The sequence below is a fragment of the Streptomyces sp. NPDC006997 genome (assembly GCF_040635175.1).
GTDB lineage: Bacteria > Actinomycetota > Actinomycetes > Streptomycetales > Streptomycetaceae > Streptomyces.
In genome coordinates, this window is the sequence record NZ_JBEYHH010000025.1 from 56,385 (window position 1) to 70,581 (window position 14,197).

General features: G+C 71.8%; 13 protein-coding genes and 1 riboswitch. Of the genes, 10 read left to right on the plus strand and 3 right to left on the minus strand.

All coding sequences use genetic code 11. From position 1 onward, the window contains the following. The first annotated feature begins 41 nt into the window (after positions 1-41). The 5 genes from ABZ659_RS24250 to ABZ659_RS24270 all read left to right on the plus strand — a co-directional run bounded on the left by ABZ659_RS24250 (position 42) and on the right by ABZ659_RS24270 (position 6,413). A complete protein-coding gene (locus tag ABZ659_RS24250) occupies positions 42-854 on the plus strand; it encodes a c-type cytochrome (protein WP_360223753.1) in 813 nt (270 codons plus the stop codon). After that, positions 851-1,912 carry a Rieske 2Fe-2S domain-containing protein gene (locus ABZ659_RS24255; protein ID WP_360223755.1) on the plus strand — a complete coding sequence of 354 codons (1,062 nt, stop codon included), beginning with the start codon at positions 851-853 and terminating at the stop codon, positions 1,910-1,912. Before ABZ659_RS24250 ends, ABZ659_RS24255 begins: the two co-directional genes overlap by 4 nt. Next, positions 1,909-3,570 (plus strand): cytochrome bc complex cytochrome b subunit, encoded by a 1,662-nt coding sequence (locus ABZ659_RS24260; RefSeq protein WP_360223757.1) that lies wholly within the window; start codon positions 1,909-1,911, stop codon positions 3,568-3,570. The genes ABZ659_RS24255 and ABZ659_RS24260 overlap by 4 nt, the downstream gene beginning before the upstream one ends. A gap of 129 nt (positions 3,571-3,699) precedes the next feature. Then, positions 3,700-4,764 carry an anthranilate phosphoribosyltransferase gene (trpD, locus tag ABZ659_RS24265; RefSeq protein ID WP_360223759.1) on the plus strand — a complete coding sequence of 355 codons (1,065 nt, stop codon included), beginning with the start codon at positions 3,700-3,702 and terminating at the stop codon, positions 4,762-4,764. 76 nt (positions 4,765-4,840) lie between these two features. After that, positions 4,841-4,957: riboswitch (SAM riboswitch) on the plus strand. Positions 4,958-5,066: 109 nt separating this feature from the next. Next, a complete protein-coding gene (locus ABZ659_RS24270; RefSeq protein WP_360223761.1) occupies positions 5,067-6,413 on the plus strand; it encodes an aminotransferase class V-fold PLP-dependent enzyme in 1,347 nt (448 codons plus the stop codon). On the opposite strand, the gene ABZ659_RS24275 is transcribed toward ABZ659_RS24270, so the two are convergent. After that, on the minus strand, positions 6,394-6,675 hold the full coding sequence (locus tag ABZ659_RS24275) for an Lrp/AsnC ligand binding domain-containing protein (protein WP_360223763.1): 282 nt from the start codon (positions 6,673-6,675) through the stop codon (positions 6,394-6,396). The genes ABZ659_RS24270 and ABZ659_RS24275 overlap by 20 nt on opposite strands. Further along, positions 6,672-7,505 (minus strand): rhomboid family intramembrane serine protease, encoded by an 834-nt coding sequence (locus ABZ659_RS24280; RefSeq protein WP_360223765.1) that lies wholly within the window; start codon positions 7,503-7,505, stop codon positions 6,672-6,674. Before ABZ659_RS24280 ends, ABZ659_RS24275 begins: the two co-directional genes overlap by 4 nt. Before the next feature lie 154 nt (positions 7,506-7,659). On the opposite strand from ABZ659_RS24280, the gene ABZ659_RS24285 reads away from it, so the two are divergent. From ABZ659_RS24285 to ABZ659_RS24305, 5 genes are all read left to right on the plus strand, one after another. Next, complete coding sequence (locus ABZ659_RS24285) at positions 7,660-7,899, plus strand: hypothetical protein (protein ID WP_360223767.1); 240 nt, start codon at positions 7,660-7,662, stop codon at positions 7,897-7,899. A gap of 38 nt (positions 7,900-7,937) precedes the next feature. After that, positions 7,938-9,281 (plus strand): NYN domain-containing protein, encoded by a 1,344-nt coding sequence (locus ABZ659_RS24290; protein WP_360223769.1) that lies wholly within the window; start codon positions 7,938-7,940, stop codon positions 9,279-9,281. Between the two features lie 218 nt (positions 9,282-9,499). After that, complete coding sequence (locus ABZ659_RS24295) at positions 9,500-10,531, plus strand: NlpC/P60 family protein (RefSeq protein ID WP_360223771.1); 1,032 nt, start codon at positions 9,500-9,502, stop codon at positions 10,529-10,531. Between the two features lie 200 nt (positions 10,532-10,731). Beyond that, positions 10,732-11,745 (plus strand): NlpC/P60 family protein, encoded by a 1,014-nt coding sequence (locus tag ABZ659_RS24300; RefSeq protein ID WP_360223773.1) that lies wholly within the window; start codon positions 10,732-10,734, stop codon positions 11,743-11,745. A 48-nt stretch (positions 11,746-11,793) separates the two neighbouring features. Then, on the plus strand, positions 11,794-12,999 hold the full coding sequence (locus tag ABZ659_RS24305) for a hypothetical protein (protein ID WP_360223775.1): 1,206 nt from the start codon (positions 11,794-11,796) through the stop codon (positions 12,997-12,999). Here ABZ659_RS24305 and ABZ659_RS24310 read toward each other — a convergent pair. Then, complete coding sequence (locus ABZ659_RS24310; RefSeq protein ID WP_360223856.1) at positions 12,956-14,185, minus strand: glycosyltransferase 87 family protein; 1,230 nt, start codon at positions 14,183-14,185, stop codon at positions 12,956-12,958. The genes ABZ659_RS24305 and ABZ659_RS24310 overlap by 44 nt on opposite strands. Positions 14,186-14,197: the final 12 nt, after the last annotated feature.

Here is a 14,197-nt window from a genome sequence, read left to right on the forward strand (position 1 = left end):
CCGAAGCATCGACGCAGAAGATCCTGACACCGGGGTAATCCGTGAAAAAGCTCTCCGCACGACGACGCCATCCGCTGGCGGCGGTCGTCGTCCTACTCCTCGCGCTGGCGGCCACTGGGGGGCTGTACACCGCGTTCGCACCCGCGGATAAGGCTCAGGCCGACGAAACCGCCCAGTCCCTCACCATCGACGAGGGGAAGAAGCTCTACGCAGTCGGCTGCGCCAGCTGCCACGGCACCGGCGGTCAGGGCACCTCCGACGGCCCCAGCCTGGTCGGTGTGGGCGCCGCGGCCGTCGACTTCCAGGTCTCCACGGGCCGGATGCCCGCCGCGACCTCGCAGGGCGCCCAGGTGCCGCGCAAGAAGACCGTCTACTCGCAGGCCGAGATCGACCAGCTCGCCGCGTTCATCGCCTCCCTCGGCGCCGGTCCGGCCGTGCCGAGCGAGGACCAGTACAGCATCGAGGGCGCCGACGTCGGCAGGGGCGGTGAGCTCTTCCGCAACAACTGCGCGCAGTGCCACAACTTCACCGGCAAGGGCGGTGCCCTCACCAAGGGCAAGTACGCGCCGACGCTCGAGGGTGTCGACCCGAAGCACATCTACGAGGCCATGCTGACCGGCCCGCAGAACATGCCTTCGTTCCCCGACACCACGCTGACGGAGCAGAACAAGAAGGACATCATCGCGTACCTGAACGCGGTCAACGGCGATGACGCGAAGACCCCCGGCGGCATGGAGCTGGGTGGCCTCGGGCCGGTCAGCGAGGGCCTCTTCGCCTGGGTCTTCGGTCTGGGCGCACTGATCGCGGTCGCCGTCTGGGTCGCCGCTCGGACCGCAAAGGCCAAGAAGTCATGAGTAGCCAAGACATTCCAGAAGAGAACCTGCCCGCTGAGCAGGACACCGCCAAGAGCGGCACGGTAGGCGTCGCGGACGAGAAGCACCCGTTCGCCGACCCCGGCCTGCCCCCGCACGAGTACCGGGTGCAGGACATCGACGAGCGGGCCGCCAAGCGGTCCGAGCGTGTGGTGTCGCTGCTGTTCACGGTGTCGATGCTGGCCACCGTCGGCTTCATCGCCGCGTTCGTGTCGTTCCCGGTCGACAAGATCGTCTACATCTTCCCGTTCGGGCACGTCAGCGCTTTGAACTTCGCGCTGGGCCTGACGCTCGGTGTGGCGCTGTTCTCCATCGGCGCGGGCGCCATCCACTGGGCCCGGACCCTGATGTCCGACCACGAGGTGGTGCAGGAACGGCACCCCATGGAGGCCTCGCCGGAGCTGCGCGCCACCATCCACGACGAGTGGCAGCAGGGCGCGAAGGAGTCGCAGCTCGGCCGCCGCAAGCTGCTGCGCAACACCATGCTCGGCGCGCTGACCCTGGTGCCGCTCACCGGTGTCGTGCTGCTGCGCGACCTCGGCCCGCTGCCGGGCACCAAGCTCCGCCACACCCTGTGGAGCAAGGGCAAGCTGCTCGTCAACATGAACACCGACGAGCCGCTGCGTCCGGCGGACATCGCCGTCGGCTCGCTCACCTTCGCCAAGCCCGAGGGCCTGGACGAGCACGCCGAGGACTTCAACAACGAGATCGCCAAGGCCGCCCTGATGATCGTCCGGCTCCAGCCGGGGGACATCAAGGACAAGCGCGAGCTCGAGTGGTCGCACGAGGGCATCGTGGCGTACTCCAAGATCTGCACCCACGTCGGTTGCCCGATCTCGCTGTACGAGCAGCAGACGCACCACGTCCTGTGCCCCTGCCACCAGTCCACCTTCGACCTGTCCGACGGGGCCCGGGTCATCTTCGGCCCCGCCGGACACGCTCTTCCGCAGCTGCGGATCGGCGTGAACGACGAGGGGTACCTCGAAGCGCTCAGCGACTTCGAGGAGCCCGTCGGTCCTGCATTCTGGGAGCGCGGATGAGCACTACCGCCAGCACCACGAGCCCGTCCGGCGCCGACGCGCCGGGCCGCTCGCGTGGCAAGGCCCCGGCCGGCGAGCGCCTCGCCGACTGGGCCGACGGCCGCCTGGGGATGTACTCCCTGGCCAAGAACAACGTGCGCAAGATCTTCCCCGACCACTGGTCGTTCATGTTGGGTGAGGTCGCGCTCTACAGCTTCATCATCATCATCCTCACGGGTGTGTACCTGACGCTGTTCTTCCACCCGTCGATGAACGAGGTGGAGTACCACGGCAGCTACGTCCCGATGCAGGGACAGCTGATGAGCGAGGCGTACAAGTCGACGCTCGACATCAGCTTCGACGTCCGCGGCGGTCTGCTGATCCGGCAGATCCACCACTGGGCGGCGCTGATCTTCCTCGCGGCGATGTTCGTGCACATGATGCGCGTCTTCTTCACCGGCGCGTTCCGCAAGCCGCGTGAGGTCAACTGGCTGTTCGGCTTCCTGCTGTTCGTCCTCGGGATGTTCACCGGCTTCACCGGTTACTCGCTCCCGGACGACCTGCTCTCCGGCACCGGTGTCCGCTTCACCCAGGGCGCGATCCTGGCCACGCCGGTCATCGGCACCTACCTGTCGATGTTCCTGTTCGGCGGCGAGTTCCCCGGCCACGACTTCGTGGCGCGGTTCTACTCGATCCACATCCTGCTGCTGCCGGGCATCATGATCGGTCTGGTGACCGCCCACCTGATCCTGGTGTGGACCCAGAAGCACACCCAGTTCGCGGGTGCCGGGAAGACCAACAAGAACGTCGTCGGTATGCCGTTCATGCCGGTGTACGTGGCCAAGGCCGGAGGCTTCTTCTTCCTGGTCTTCGGCGTCATCGCGGTGATCGCCGCGATCGCGCAGATCAACCCGATCTGGGCGATCGGCCCCTACCGGCCGGACCAGGTGTCCACGGGCGCCCAGCCCGACTGGTACATGGGCTTCGCCGAGGGCCTGGTGCGGTACTTCCCGGGCTGGGAGGTCAACTTCTGGGGCCACACGCTCGTCCTGGGCGTGTTCATCCCGCTGGTGCTCTTCGGTCTGGTGCTGGTGGCGCTGGCGGCCTACCCGTTCATCGAGGCCTGGGTCACCGGCGACAAGCGCGAGCACCACATCCTGGACCGGCCGCGCAACGCCCCGACGCGCACCGCGTTCGGCGTCTCCTGGATCACGCTGTACATGATCACGCTGGTCGGTGGTGGCAACGACCTGATCGCCACCCACTTCCACCTGTCGATCAACGCGGTCACCTGGTTCGTCCGGATCTTCTTCTTCGTCGGGCCGGTTCTCGCGTTCATCGCCACCCGGCGGATCTGCCTCGGCCTCCAGCGCCGCGACAAGGAGAAGGTGCTGCACGGCCGGGAGACCGGCACGATCAAGCGCCTGCCGCACGGCGAGTTCGTCGAGATCCACGAGCCGCTGAGCCAGGACCAGCTGCACACCCTCACCGCGCACGAGCAGTACAAGCCGCTCGAACTCGGCCCCGCGGTCGACGAGAACGGTGTCGAGCGCAAGGTGAAGGGCTCCGAGAAGCTGCGCGCCAAGCTGAGCAAGGCGTACTTCAGCGAGGAGTCGCAGATCGCCAAGCCCACCGTCGAGGAGTACAAGGAGATCACGAGCGGCCACGGCCACCACTGATCCCGCGTTCGCCACACGCCACGCTCGAAGGGCCCCGTCCGGTGTTCGGACGGGGCCCTTCGGCGTGCCCGGACCTGGATAGGCTGGGCCCACCGACTGTTCTACGACGATCACGATCAGGAGCGGCTGATGAGCGCTGTGACCCCCGCTGGAGGCGACACCGCGGCGGGCCGTTCCTGGCCCGCCCTGCTGAACGGCCTGCTGGACGGCCAGGACCTGAGCGCCGACGCCACCGCCTGGGCGATGGACAGGATCATGAGCGGTGAGGCGACGGACGCCCAGATCGCCGGGTTCGCGGTGGCGCTGCGGGCCAAGGGGGAGACCGTCGAGGAGATCTCCGGCATGGTCCGGACGATGTACGAGCACGCCAACGTCATCGAGGTGCCGGGCGACACCGTCGACATCGTCGGCACCGGCGGCGACGGCGCCAAGACGGTGAACATCTCCACCATGTCGTCGATCGTCATCGCCGGCACCGGCGCCAAGGTCGTCAAGCACGGCAGCCGGGCCGCGTCCTCGGCGTCCGGCGCCTCCGACGTGCTGGAGAAGCTCGGTGTCAATCTGGAGCTGACGCCGCAGCGGGTCGCGGAGGTCGCCGAGGAGGCCGGGATCACCTTCTGCTTCGCGGTGAGGTTCCACCCGGCGCTGCGTCATGTGGCCGCCGCCCGCGGCCAGTTGGGCATCCGTACGACGTTCAACTTCCTCGGCCCGCTCACCAACCCGGCGAAGGTGCGGGCGCAGGCCGTCGGTGTCGCCTCGCTGCGGATGGCGCCGATCATGGCGGGGGTGCTGGCGGAGCGCGGCAACTCCTCGCTGGTGTTCCGCGGCGACGACGGGCTCGACGAGCTGACGACCACCTCGACCTCCCGGGTGTGGATCGTCCGGGACGGCAAGGTCACCGAGGAGACCTTCGACCCGGCGGACGTCGGCCTGAAGCGGGTGCCGGTGGAGGCGCTGCGCGGTGCCGACGCCTCCTACAACGCCGAGGTGGCCCGGCGGCTGCTGGACGGCGAGCAGGGGCCGGTGCGGGACGCCGTCCTGCTGAACTCGGCGGCGGCGCTCGCGGCGCTGGACCCGGAGGACGGACCGCTGGTGGACCGGATCCGGTCCGGCATGGAGAAGGCGGCCCAGGCCATCGACTCCGGCGCGGCCAAGCGCACCCTGGACCGCTGGGTGGCGGTCAGCAACGCGTGAGTTCCGTGCGGGGCGCGGTCCGGTATCCGGACCGCGCCCTTGCGCGTCGAAGATCGTATGGCAAGATGCCGTACCAGGTCATGAGTGACAGCTTCCAGGCCCCGGCTGGCTGTCCGGCAACCCTCCGTCCGTGGCGGGGTGCCCCGGGTGAGGACCAGGCCGTGAACAGCAAGGTTCATGGCAAGCGCGGTCGTCGAGGAGTTCTCCCGTGAGCCAGCGAATGCGATAGGGCCGCAGAGCCCCGCCTCCGTGCACCCTCTTCCCCTTCTTCACCCTTCTCTCTCCACGCACGGGAGTTCGCCATGTCCGTCGCCACACCTGTCTGTACCCCGCTGCCCGTTCTGGGCCGGGATGTCACCGTTCCGCTCGTCACCGGCGGTGAGGTCGCCTACGCCGCGCTCGACTACGCCGCCAGCGCCCCCGCCCTCCAGCGGGTCTGGGACGACGTGGCCGCCTACGCGCCGTACTACGGCAGCGTCCACCGGGGCGCCGGGTACCTCTCGCAGCTCTCCACCGACCTGTTCGAGAAGGCCCGCGGGACCGTCGCCGCGTTCCTGGACTGCCGCCCCGACGACCAGCTGGTCTTCACCCGGTCGACGACGGACTCCCTGAACCTGCTCGCCGCCGCGCTGCCCGCGGGGTGCCAGGTCTTCGTCTTCGAGACCGAGCACCACGCCGCCCTGCTGCCCTGGAACCGCGCCCGGGTCACCGTGCTCGACGCCCCGCGCAGCCCGGCCGAGGCGGTGGCGGTGCTGGAGCGCGCCCTCGCCCGGCGCGATCCCTCACCAAGCTCTCGGCTGCGCTCGAGCAGGGGAGGCCCCTGTGGCCCCGCGCTGGTCTGCGTCACCGGTGCCTCCAACGTCACCGGCGAGCTGTGGCCGGTGGCCGAGCTGGCCGCCGCCGCGCACGCGCACGGTGCCCGGATCGTCCTGGACGCCGCCCAGCTCGCCCCGCACCACCCGGTGAGCGTCCGGGACCTGGACGTGGACTGGGTCGCCTTCTCCGGGCACAAGCTGTACGCGCCCTTCGGCTCCGGTGTCCTCGCGGGACGTGCCGACTGGCTGCGGGAGGCCGAGCCGTACCTCGCGGGCGGGGGCGCGAGCCGTGGTGTGGTCCGGCGCGCGGACGGGGGAGTGGAGGTGCGGTGGCAGGAGGGCGCCGCGCGGCACGAGGCGGGCTCGCCCAACGTCATCGGCGCCTACGCCATCGCCTCCGCCTGTACGGCGCTCACGGAGGCGGGGTTCGAGTCGCTGGTCGCCCGGGAGCGGTACCTGATCGAGAAGGTGCGGACGGGGCTCGGCGACCTGCCCCAGGTCCGCTTCCTGTCGCTGTTCGGGGACGACGCCCCGCGCGTGGGGGTGCTGTCCCTGGTGGTCGCCGGCTGGCCCAGCGCCGACCTCGCGACGGCCCTGTCCGCCCGGTACGGCATCGGGGTGCGGGCGGGACTGTTCTGCGCCCACCCCCTGGTGCGGACCCTCCTCGACGGTGCCGACGGTGCCGACGGTGCCGACGGGGCCTGCGGCGCGGCCGACACCCCCAGCGCCCTGCGGGTCAGCTTCGGCGCGGGCACGCCGGACGAGCACGTGGACCGCTTCGTGGCGGCGGTCCGCCAGCTCGTGTCCGCGCGCGCTACGAGTCCAGGCCGATAGCGAACGCGGCCTCCAGGTCGTGCTGCGAGTACGTCCGGAAGGCCACGTGGGTGTCCGTCCCCTCGACGCCGGGGATCTTGCTGATCCGGCCGGGGATGACCTCCGCCAGGTCCTCGTGCTCCCGCACCCGGACCATCGCGATCAGGTCGTACGTCCCGGTCACGGAGAACACCTCGCTGACGCTCTCCAGGGAGGCGATCTGCTCGGCGATCTCGGGGATCCGGTCCACGCTGGTCTTGATGAGGACGATCGCGGTGATCACGGCTGGTTCTCTCCCTCGGGGGCCTGGGCTGGAGCGGCGGACCTCACTCTAGGGCCTGCCCGGCGGACCATGTCGCAGACGCGGGGCTTGCGACGCTGGCGCCGATCTCCCGCGCCCTGGTCCGCCGGGCAGGCCCGGGTCCTCCCCCCGAACCGGGCCCACGCGAAGCAGAAGCCGAGGCCGAAGCCCAGCAGGTGGGCCAGGTAGGCCACCCCGGGCCCCTGGGTGGCCCGTCCCGCCGCCAGCCACTGCAGGACCGCCCAGAAGGGCAGCACCACCCAGGCCGGGAACCGCACCGGCAGGAAGAACAGGAACGGCAGGAGACTGGTGACCCGGGCGTCGGGGAAGAGGAACAGGAACGCGCCGAGCACCGCGGAGATCGCCCCCGAGGCGCCGACCAGCGACTGCTGGGAGTCGGCGTTGGCGGCGGCGTAGCCCAGCAGGGCGAGGTAGCCGCAGCCCAGGTAGAACAGCGTGAACTGGACGCGGCCCATCCGTTCCTCGGTCATCGCGCCGAACACGTAGAGGAAGAGCATGTTGCCGAGGAGGTGGACCCAGCTGCCGTGGACGAAGAGGGCCGTCGCGGGGGTGAGGGTGGCGCGGGCGGAGCCTTCGAACAGATCTGCGGGCACCACGCCCCAGTGCCGGAAGTAGGCGCGCTGCGCGGCGAGCAGCCCGTCACCCGTGCCGTGCGCCGGACTGAGCCCCGAGGCCGGGCTGACCAGGAAGACCAGGCAGCACAGCGTGATCAGGGTGTACGTCACCGGCGCGGACGGCGCCCGCATGGCTCTGCTCACCCGGACGGCCACCGCGCTCCATGTACCGATCATGGACAAGAGCATGACGTAACGGGACGCAGCCGCCCAGATCGCCTCGCCGCCGTGGACGGGCGGGCGTCGGGTCTCCGCCAGGCCGTAGGGTTACGAGCCATGTGCGCCGGGGAAACTGGCGCATCACGGAAACTAGAAGGAGAGAACAGGCGCGATGACGGTTCCCCTGCCCACCGACACGACGCGGTGGCGCTGCACCCTCTGCGGCAACCTCACCCGCTTCGACGTGACGCGCTCGTCGAAGGTCGTCGAGTACGTCCACCTCGACCTGGCCGGTGAGCCGAAGGTGGAGGAGCGCGAGGTGGTCAGTGAGACCATCGAGTCGGTCCGCTGCCGCTGGTGCAACGCGGTGGACCAGGTGGAGCTGGTGGACAGGCCGGGAGCCTCCTCCTGATCGGGAGGCGACCCCGTACGGACATTGAGGTGTGACGGATGGTGGAGACCACGGGCGGGGGGCCGGGCGACGGCGCCGCCGAGGTGCTCGACCGTCCGCTGCCCGAAGGCGTGCGCCGCAGGGTCGTACAGATCGTCGCGGACGGCTTCGGCGGGCTGACCGTGGCCGAACTGCCCGCGCAGCTGAGGCAGTACGCCCGGTTCGCCCCGAACCGGCGGGCCAAGTTCGCGGGCAACGCGATGGCCGCGGCGCTGGAGACCGACCCGCTGTTCCGGCAGCGCATCGGCGAGAAGCTGCGCGAGGCCCAGCCGGAGCTGACCGGCGCCCTGGACGCCGGATCGCCGCCCCCCGCCGCCGACCCGCTCGACGTGGCCGCCGCGGCCTATGTGCTGCGCCCGACCGGCTGGGTGAAGCTGGTGACCGCCGCGGGCGAGGAGGCCCAGCGGGCGGACGCCGAGCGCGCCGACGACGAGAGCCGCGCCGAGCTGGAGCGGCTGCGCGCCGAGCTCACCGCCGCCCGGGAGCAGACCCGCGCGGAGACCGAGCGGTTGCGCGCCGAGCTGGACGGCGTCAAACGGGAAGCGGAATCGCTTCACCGCAAGCTGCGCGCCGCCCTCAGCGACGTCAAGCGCGGCGAGGCGGCGCTGCGCCGGGCCCAGGGCGAGATGGAGGCGGTCCGCGCCGAGGGGCAGACCCAGCTGTCCGCCGCGGAGAGCGAGACCCGGCGCCTCAAGGCCCGCCTCGGGGAGACGGAGGCCGCCCTGGAGGCCACCCGGCGCGCCGCCCGCGAGGGCCGCAGCGTCGAGGACATGCGGGTGCGGCTGCTCCTGGACACCGTGCTGGACGCGGCGCAGGGCCTGCGCCGGGAGCTGGCGCTGCCGCCGGTCTCCGCGCGCCCCGCGGAGACCGTGGACGCCGTCGAGCCGGGCCGGATGACGCCGAAGGACATCGCCGCCCGCGCGCTCTCCGAGCACGACCCCGCGATCCTGGACCAGTTGCTGGCGCTGCCGCAGGTCCATCTGGTCGTCGACGGCTACAACGTCACCAAGACCGGCTACCCGCAGATGCCGCTGGAGCAGCAGCGGCTGCGCCTGCTCGGCCAGCTCTCCCAGCTCGCCGCGCAGACCGGCGCCGAGGTGACCTGCGTCTTCGACGGGGCGGAGCTGGTCGCGCCGGTGCTGCTGGCGCCGCCGCGCGGGGTGCGGGTGCTGTTCTCCAAGCCGGGCGTGACCGCCGACGAGCTGATCCGCCAGCTGGTGCGCGCCGAGCCGCCGGGGCGGCCGGTCATCGTCGCCTCCACGGACCGCGAGGTCGCCGACGGGGTGGCGAAGGCGGGCGCGCGGCCGGTGGCGTCGGCGGTGCTGCTCAAGCGGCTTTCCTGACGTTCGCCCCAACCGCAACGTTCCGGTGTCATGCCGGAATTGATGGGGTTGCGGTACAGCGGAGTGTCAGAAGCGCGTCACCACCTGTGATTCATGTGTAAAGAATGGTGGTTGGGGCGAGATTTTTCAGCTGAGAATTTGAACTGATCACAACTAGGTCACTAGGGTCAGCTCGAACCTCCGAGCGGGCAGTAACTCACAAGAAGGAGTTCGCCTCCGTGGCGTCCCACCGTCGACCCAAGCAGCCGAGCCGCACGCGTGTGACCGTGCTGACCACGGCAGCCGCCGCAGCAGTCGCCCTCAGCTCCCAGGCGGCCAACGCCGCCCCCAGCGAGAAGCCGAGCAAGGACGAGGTCAAGGCGAAGGTCGACAAGCTCTACGAAGAGGCCGAGCACGCCACCGAGAAGTACAACGGCGCCAAGGAGAAGCAGGAGAAGCTCCAGAAGGAGATCTCCACCATCCAGGACAACGTCGCCCGCGGTCAGGAAGAGCTGAACGACCTGCGCGACGGCCTGGGTTCGATGGCCAGCGCCCAGTACCGCAGCGGCGGCATCGACCCCTCCGTGCAGCTGTTCCTCTCCGCCGACCCGGACGACTACCTCGACAAGGCGTCCACGCTCGACCAGTTGAGCGGCCAGCAGGTCGACGCGCTGAAGAAGATCCAGGTCAAACAGCGCGAACTCGCCCAGCAGCGGTCCGAGGCCACCGACAAGCTCAAGGACCTCTCCTCCACCCGCACCGAACTGGGCAAGAAGAAGTCCGAGGTGCAGGGCAAGCTCGCCGAGGCGCAGAAGCTGCTCAACACCCTGACCGCCGCGGAGAAGGCCGCCCTCGCCGAGGAGGAGGCCCGCGCCACCCGCGCCAGCGAGCGCGCCGTCCTCGGCTCCACGGCCCCCGCCACCGGCCGCGCCGCGTCGGCCTACTCCGCCGCCCAGAGCGTGATCGGCTCCCCGTACGTCTACGGCGCCACCGGGCCGTCCTCCTTCGACTGCTCCGGCCTCACCTACTGGTCCTTCGCCCAGGCCGGGATAGCCATCCCGCGCACCTCGCAGGCGCAGGCCAACGCGGGCACCCGCATCTACTCGCAGAGCGACCTCCAGGTCGGCGACCTGGTGCTGTTCTACGGCGACCTGCACCACGTCGGCTTCTACGCGGGCAACGGCCAGGTGCTGCACGCCCCGCGCACCGGCACCGTCGTGCGCTACGAGTCGATCAACAACATGCCGTTCCAGTTCGGCGTCCGCGTCTGAGCACCCCTCAACACGGGAACCCCCTGGCGCCCGTTCGGGCGAATTGCCGGGACCCACGATGACCCCGCGCCCCGCCGGTGACCTGCGTCAGCGGCGGGGCGTCACCGTGCGTGCCCGGCGCGGTCTTTGGCCGGGGGCCCGGCACGGGGCTACTGTCTGCCGCGTTTCCCTGTCCGCCAGCGGAAGGAGCACGGCTTCCCGTGGGGTCCCATCGCCGCCAACCGGTCTCCGGTTTCCACCGGGGCGCCGCCGTCGCGGTCTCCGTCCTGTCGGCCGCCGCGGCCACCCTCGGCGCCCTCCCGGCGCTCGCCGCGCCGCACGACGACACCCGCGCCGAGGTCGACCGCCTCTACGCGCAGGCCGAGAAGGCCACCGAGGCGTACAACAAGGCCGACGAGCGCACCGACGCGCTGCGCGGCGAGGTCAGCGCCGTCCAGGACCGCGTCGCCCGCCAGCAGGAGCGCATCAACACCCTGCGGGAGGCGCTCGGTTCGCTGGCCGGGGCCCAGTACCGCTCCGGCGGCCTCGACCCCACCGTGGCCCTGCTGTTCTCCGAGGACCCGGACGACTACCTCGACCGGGCCTCCGTCCTGGACCGGATCAGCGGCCACCACGCCGACCAGCTCACCGACCTCCGGGAAGCCATGCGCGAACTCGCCCAGGACCGCGCGGAGGCCACCCGCAAACTCGGCGAACTGGAGAAGAGCCGCACGGCGGTCGCCGCCCACAAGCGCACCGTGGAACGGAAACTCGCCAGGGCCCGGCAGCTGCTCAACTCCCTCACGGCCGACGACCGCGCCGCCTACGACCGCGCCTCCCGCTCCGGCCGCGCCGACCTGCCCGCCCCCGGCGCCGTCGCGGCGCCCTCCGCGCGCGCCGCCGCCGCGGTCGCCGCCGCCCGCTCCGCGCTCGGCAAGCCGTACGTGTGGGGCGCCGCCGGGCCCCGCGGCTTCGACTGCTCGGGCCTGACGCAGTGGTCGTACGCCCAGGCCGGGGTCGCCCTGCCGCGCACCTCGCAGGGCCAGCGGTACGCCGGACGGCACGTGCCGCTCTCCCAGGCCCAGCCCGGCGACCTGGTCACCTACCACTCCGACGCCAGCCACGTCGGGATGTACATGGGCAACGGCCAGGTGATCCACGCCCCCTACCCGGGCGCCCCGGTGCGCTACGACCCGGTCGGCATGATCCCGGGCGCCACCGTCACCAGGATCTGACCGGACACCCACGCCAGGTTCCGCGCCGACCACCGTACGATCGGAAAGGTGGCTGGTCGAGGGCGGGCGCCGAGGGCGAGGGCGCCGATATCCGTGGTGGTGGCGGTCTGCGCGCTGCTCGTGTCGCTGACGGGGTGCGGGGGCGGCTCCGCGACCGACCGCGCGGAGGCGGACGTACGGCGGCTCCTGGACCGGCGGGCCGCCGCCGTGCTCGACCGGGACCTGGCGGCGTACCGCGGCACCGGCAGCACGGCCGGGTTCGGGAACCTGCGCGCGGTGCCGCTGGCCGCCTGGTCCTACGAGCTGACCGGGCTGCGGCTGACCGGCGACCGGGCCACCGCCGACGCCCGGCTGCGCTACCGCGTCGACGGCTACGACACCGCGCCGGTCGTCGCGGGCCGGGCGCTGACCCTGGCCCGCGACTCCGGCGGGCAGTGGGACGTCGTCTCCGACCGGCCCGCCCCGGAGTCCGCCGTGCAGCCCTGGGACCAGGGCCCGGTGAGCGTCGTACACGGTGAGCGCTCCCTCGTGCTCGGCGTCGGACACCCGAAGCGGGACCTGCGCGACTACGCCGGGCTCGCGGACCGCGCCGTCCCCGCGGTGACCTCGGCCTGGGGCGGCCAGTGGAGCGGACGCGTCGTCGTGGTCGTCCCCGAGTCCCTCCAGGACATGGCGGCGCTGCTCGGCTCGCCCGCCTCCGCCTACCGCGGCATCGCCGCCGTCACCACCGGCGAGGTCGGCGCCCCGGCCCGCGCGGCGGCCGACCGGATCATCGTCAACCCCGACGCGTACGGCGTCCTCGGCGACGTCGGCCGGCAGGTCGTCCTCACCCACGAGGCCACCCACGTCGCCACCCGCGCCCACACCAACGCCGCCACCCCGCTGTGGCTGTCCGAGGGGTACGCCGACTGGGCCGGGTACCGCGGCACCGGCCGCACCCCCGCCGAGGCCGCGCCGGAACTGGCCCGCGCCGTCGTCGCGGGCGAGGGCCCCGAGGACCTCCCCACCGACGAGGACTTCGCGTTCACCGGCGATGCCGCCGCCCTCGCCGCGGCCTACGAGGGCGGCTGGCTGGCCTGCAAGCTGATCGCGGAGCGGTGGGGCGAGGAGCGGCTGCGCGCCTTCTACCGGGCCGTCGGCGCCCACGAGGAGCGGGCGGGCGCGGTCGAGGGGGCGCTGGCCGAGGTACTCGACGTCACGGCCGGGGAGTTCACCGAGCGGTGGCGGGAGTATCTGCGGCTTCAGTTCGGCTGACCGGCAGCACCGGCTCGGCCGGGTCCGGGCGGGTCGTGGTGCGCCACAGCTCGCGGGCCGCGGCGACGGTGGCCAGCACCAGCAGGCCGTTGCGGACGAACAGCAGCGTCACGCCGAGCGCGTCGCTGGCGACGACATGGGCGAACCACAGCGGGAACTCCAGCGTCGTCACCAGGCACCCGGCCAGCACCAGCACCGCGGGGCGGCGCATCGTGCTCGCCGGGAAGCCCAGGCAGACCGCGGCCAGACCGACCAGCCACACCAGGTACTGGGGGCTGATCACCCGGCTGGTGACGGTGAACAGCAGCACCGCCGTGAACGCCGCGTCCGCCGCGGTGTGCGGCAGGAACCGCACCGCCAGCATCCGCCACATCAGCAGCCAGCCGATCGCCATCCCGGTCAGCGTCAGCGCCACCGTGCTCACCGTCGACACATGCGGGCCGAGGAACTCCACCGAGCCGTAGTGCAGCAGGACCTGGCCGTCCCAGCCGTGGTGCCGGGCCACGTGGAAGACCAGCGCGCCCAGCGACTCGACCTCGGTGCCGCGGTCCCGCTGGAAGGTCAGGAACGCGAACGCGCCCGGCATCGCCAGCGCGAACCCCGCCGACACCACCGCCGCCGTCACCCCGGCCGCCACCCACGCCCGCCGCTTCACCACCCCCACCAGCAGCATCGCGGGCCACACCTTCAACAGCGCCCCGAACGCCGCCAGCGCGCCCAGCACCCGGGGCCGCCGGGCCCCCGCGAGCAGCGCGGCCACCGCCACCGCGGTCACCATCACGTCGTAGCGCGCGTACACCGTCGGACCGAGCAGCGGCACGCCCGCCACCCACACCCAGGCGCCCCGCGCCGACCGGCCGGGCCGGGTGCCGGTGTACGCGAGCATCGCCAGCACGGCCAGGTCGGTGAGGCAGACCAGGACGAAGAAGGCCTCCGTGTACCCGAGGAACGGCAGCGCTCCGGGGGAGAGGATCGCGAGGGCGGCGGCGGGCGGGTACTGCCAGGTGACGTCGTCCAGCGGGAACGTTCCGCCGCGCAGCACCTCGTACCAGTCGTGGTAGATCCCCGAGACGTCGCTGGTGACGTCCGGGCCGGGGAAGACGAACACCTTGAAGACGAGGAGGAGCAGCAGCAGCCGGGTCGGCACCCAGATCGCGGCCAGCCACCCCAGGGTGCGCCGCCGCATGTCCGGCATGTC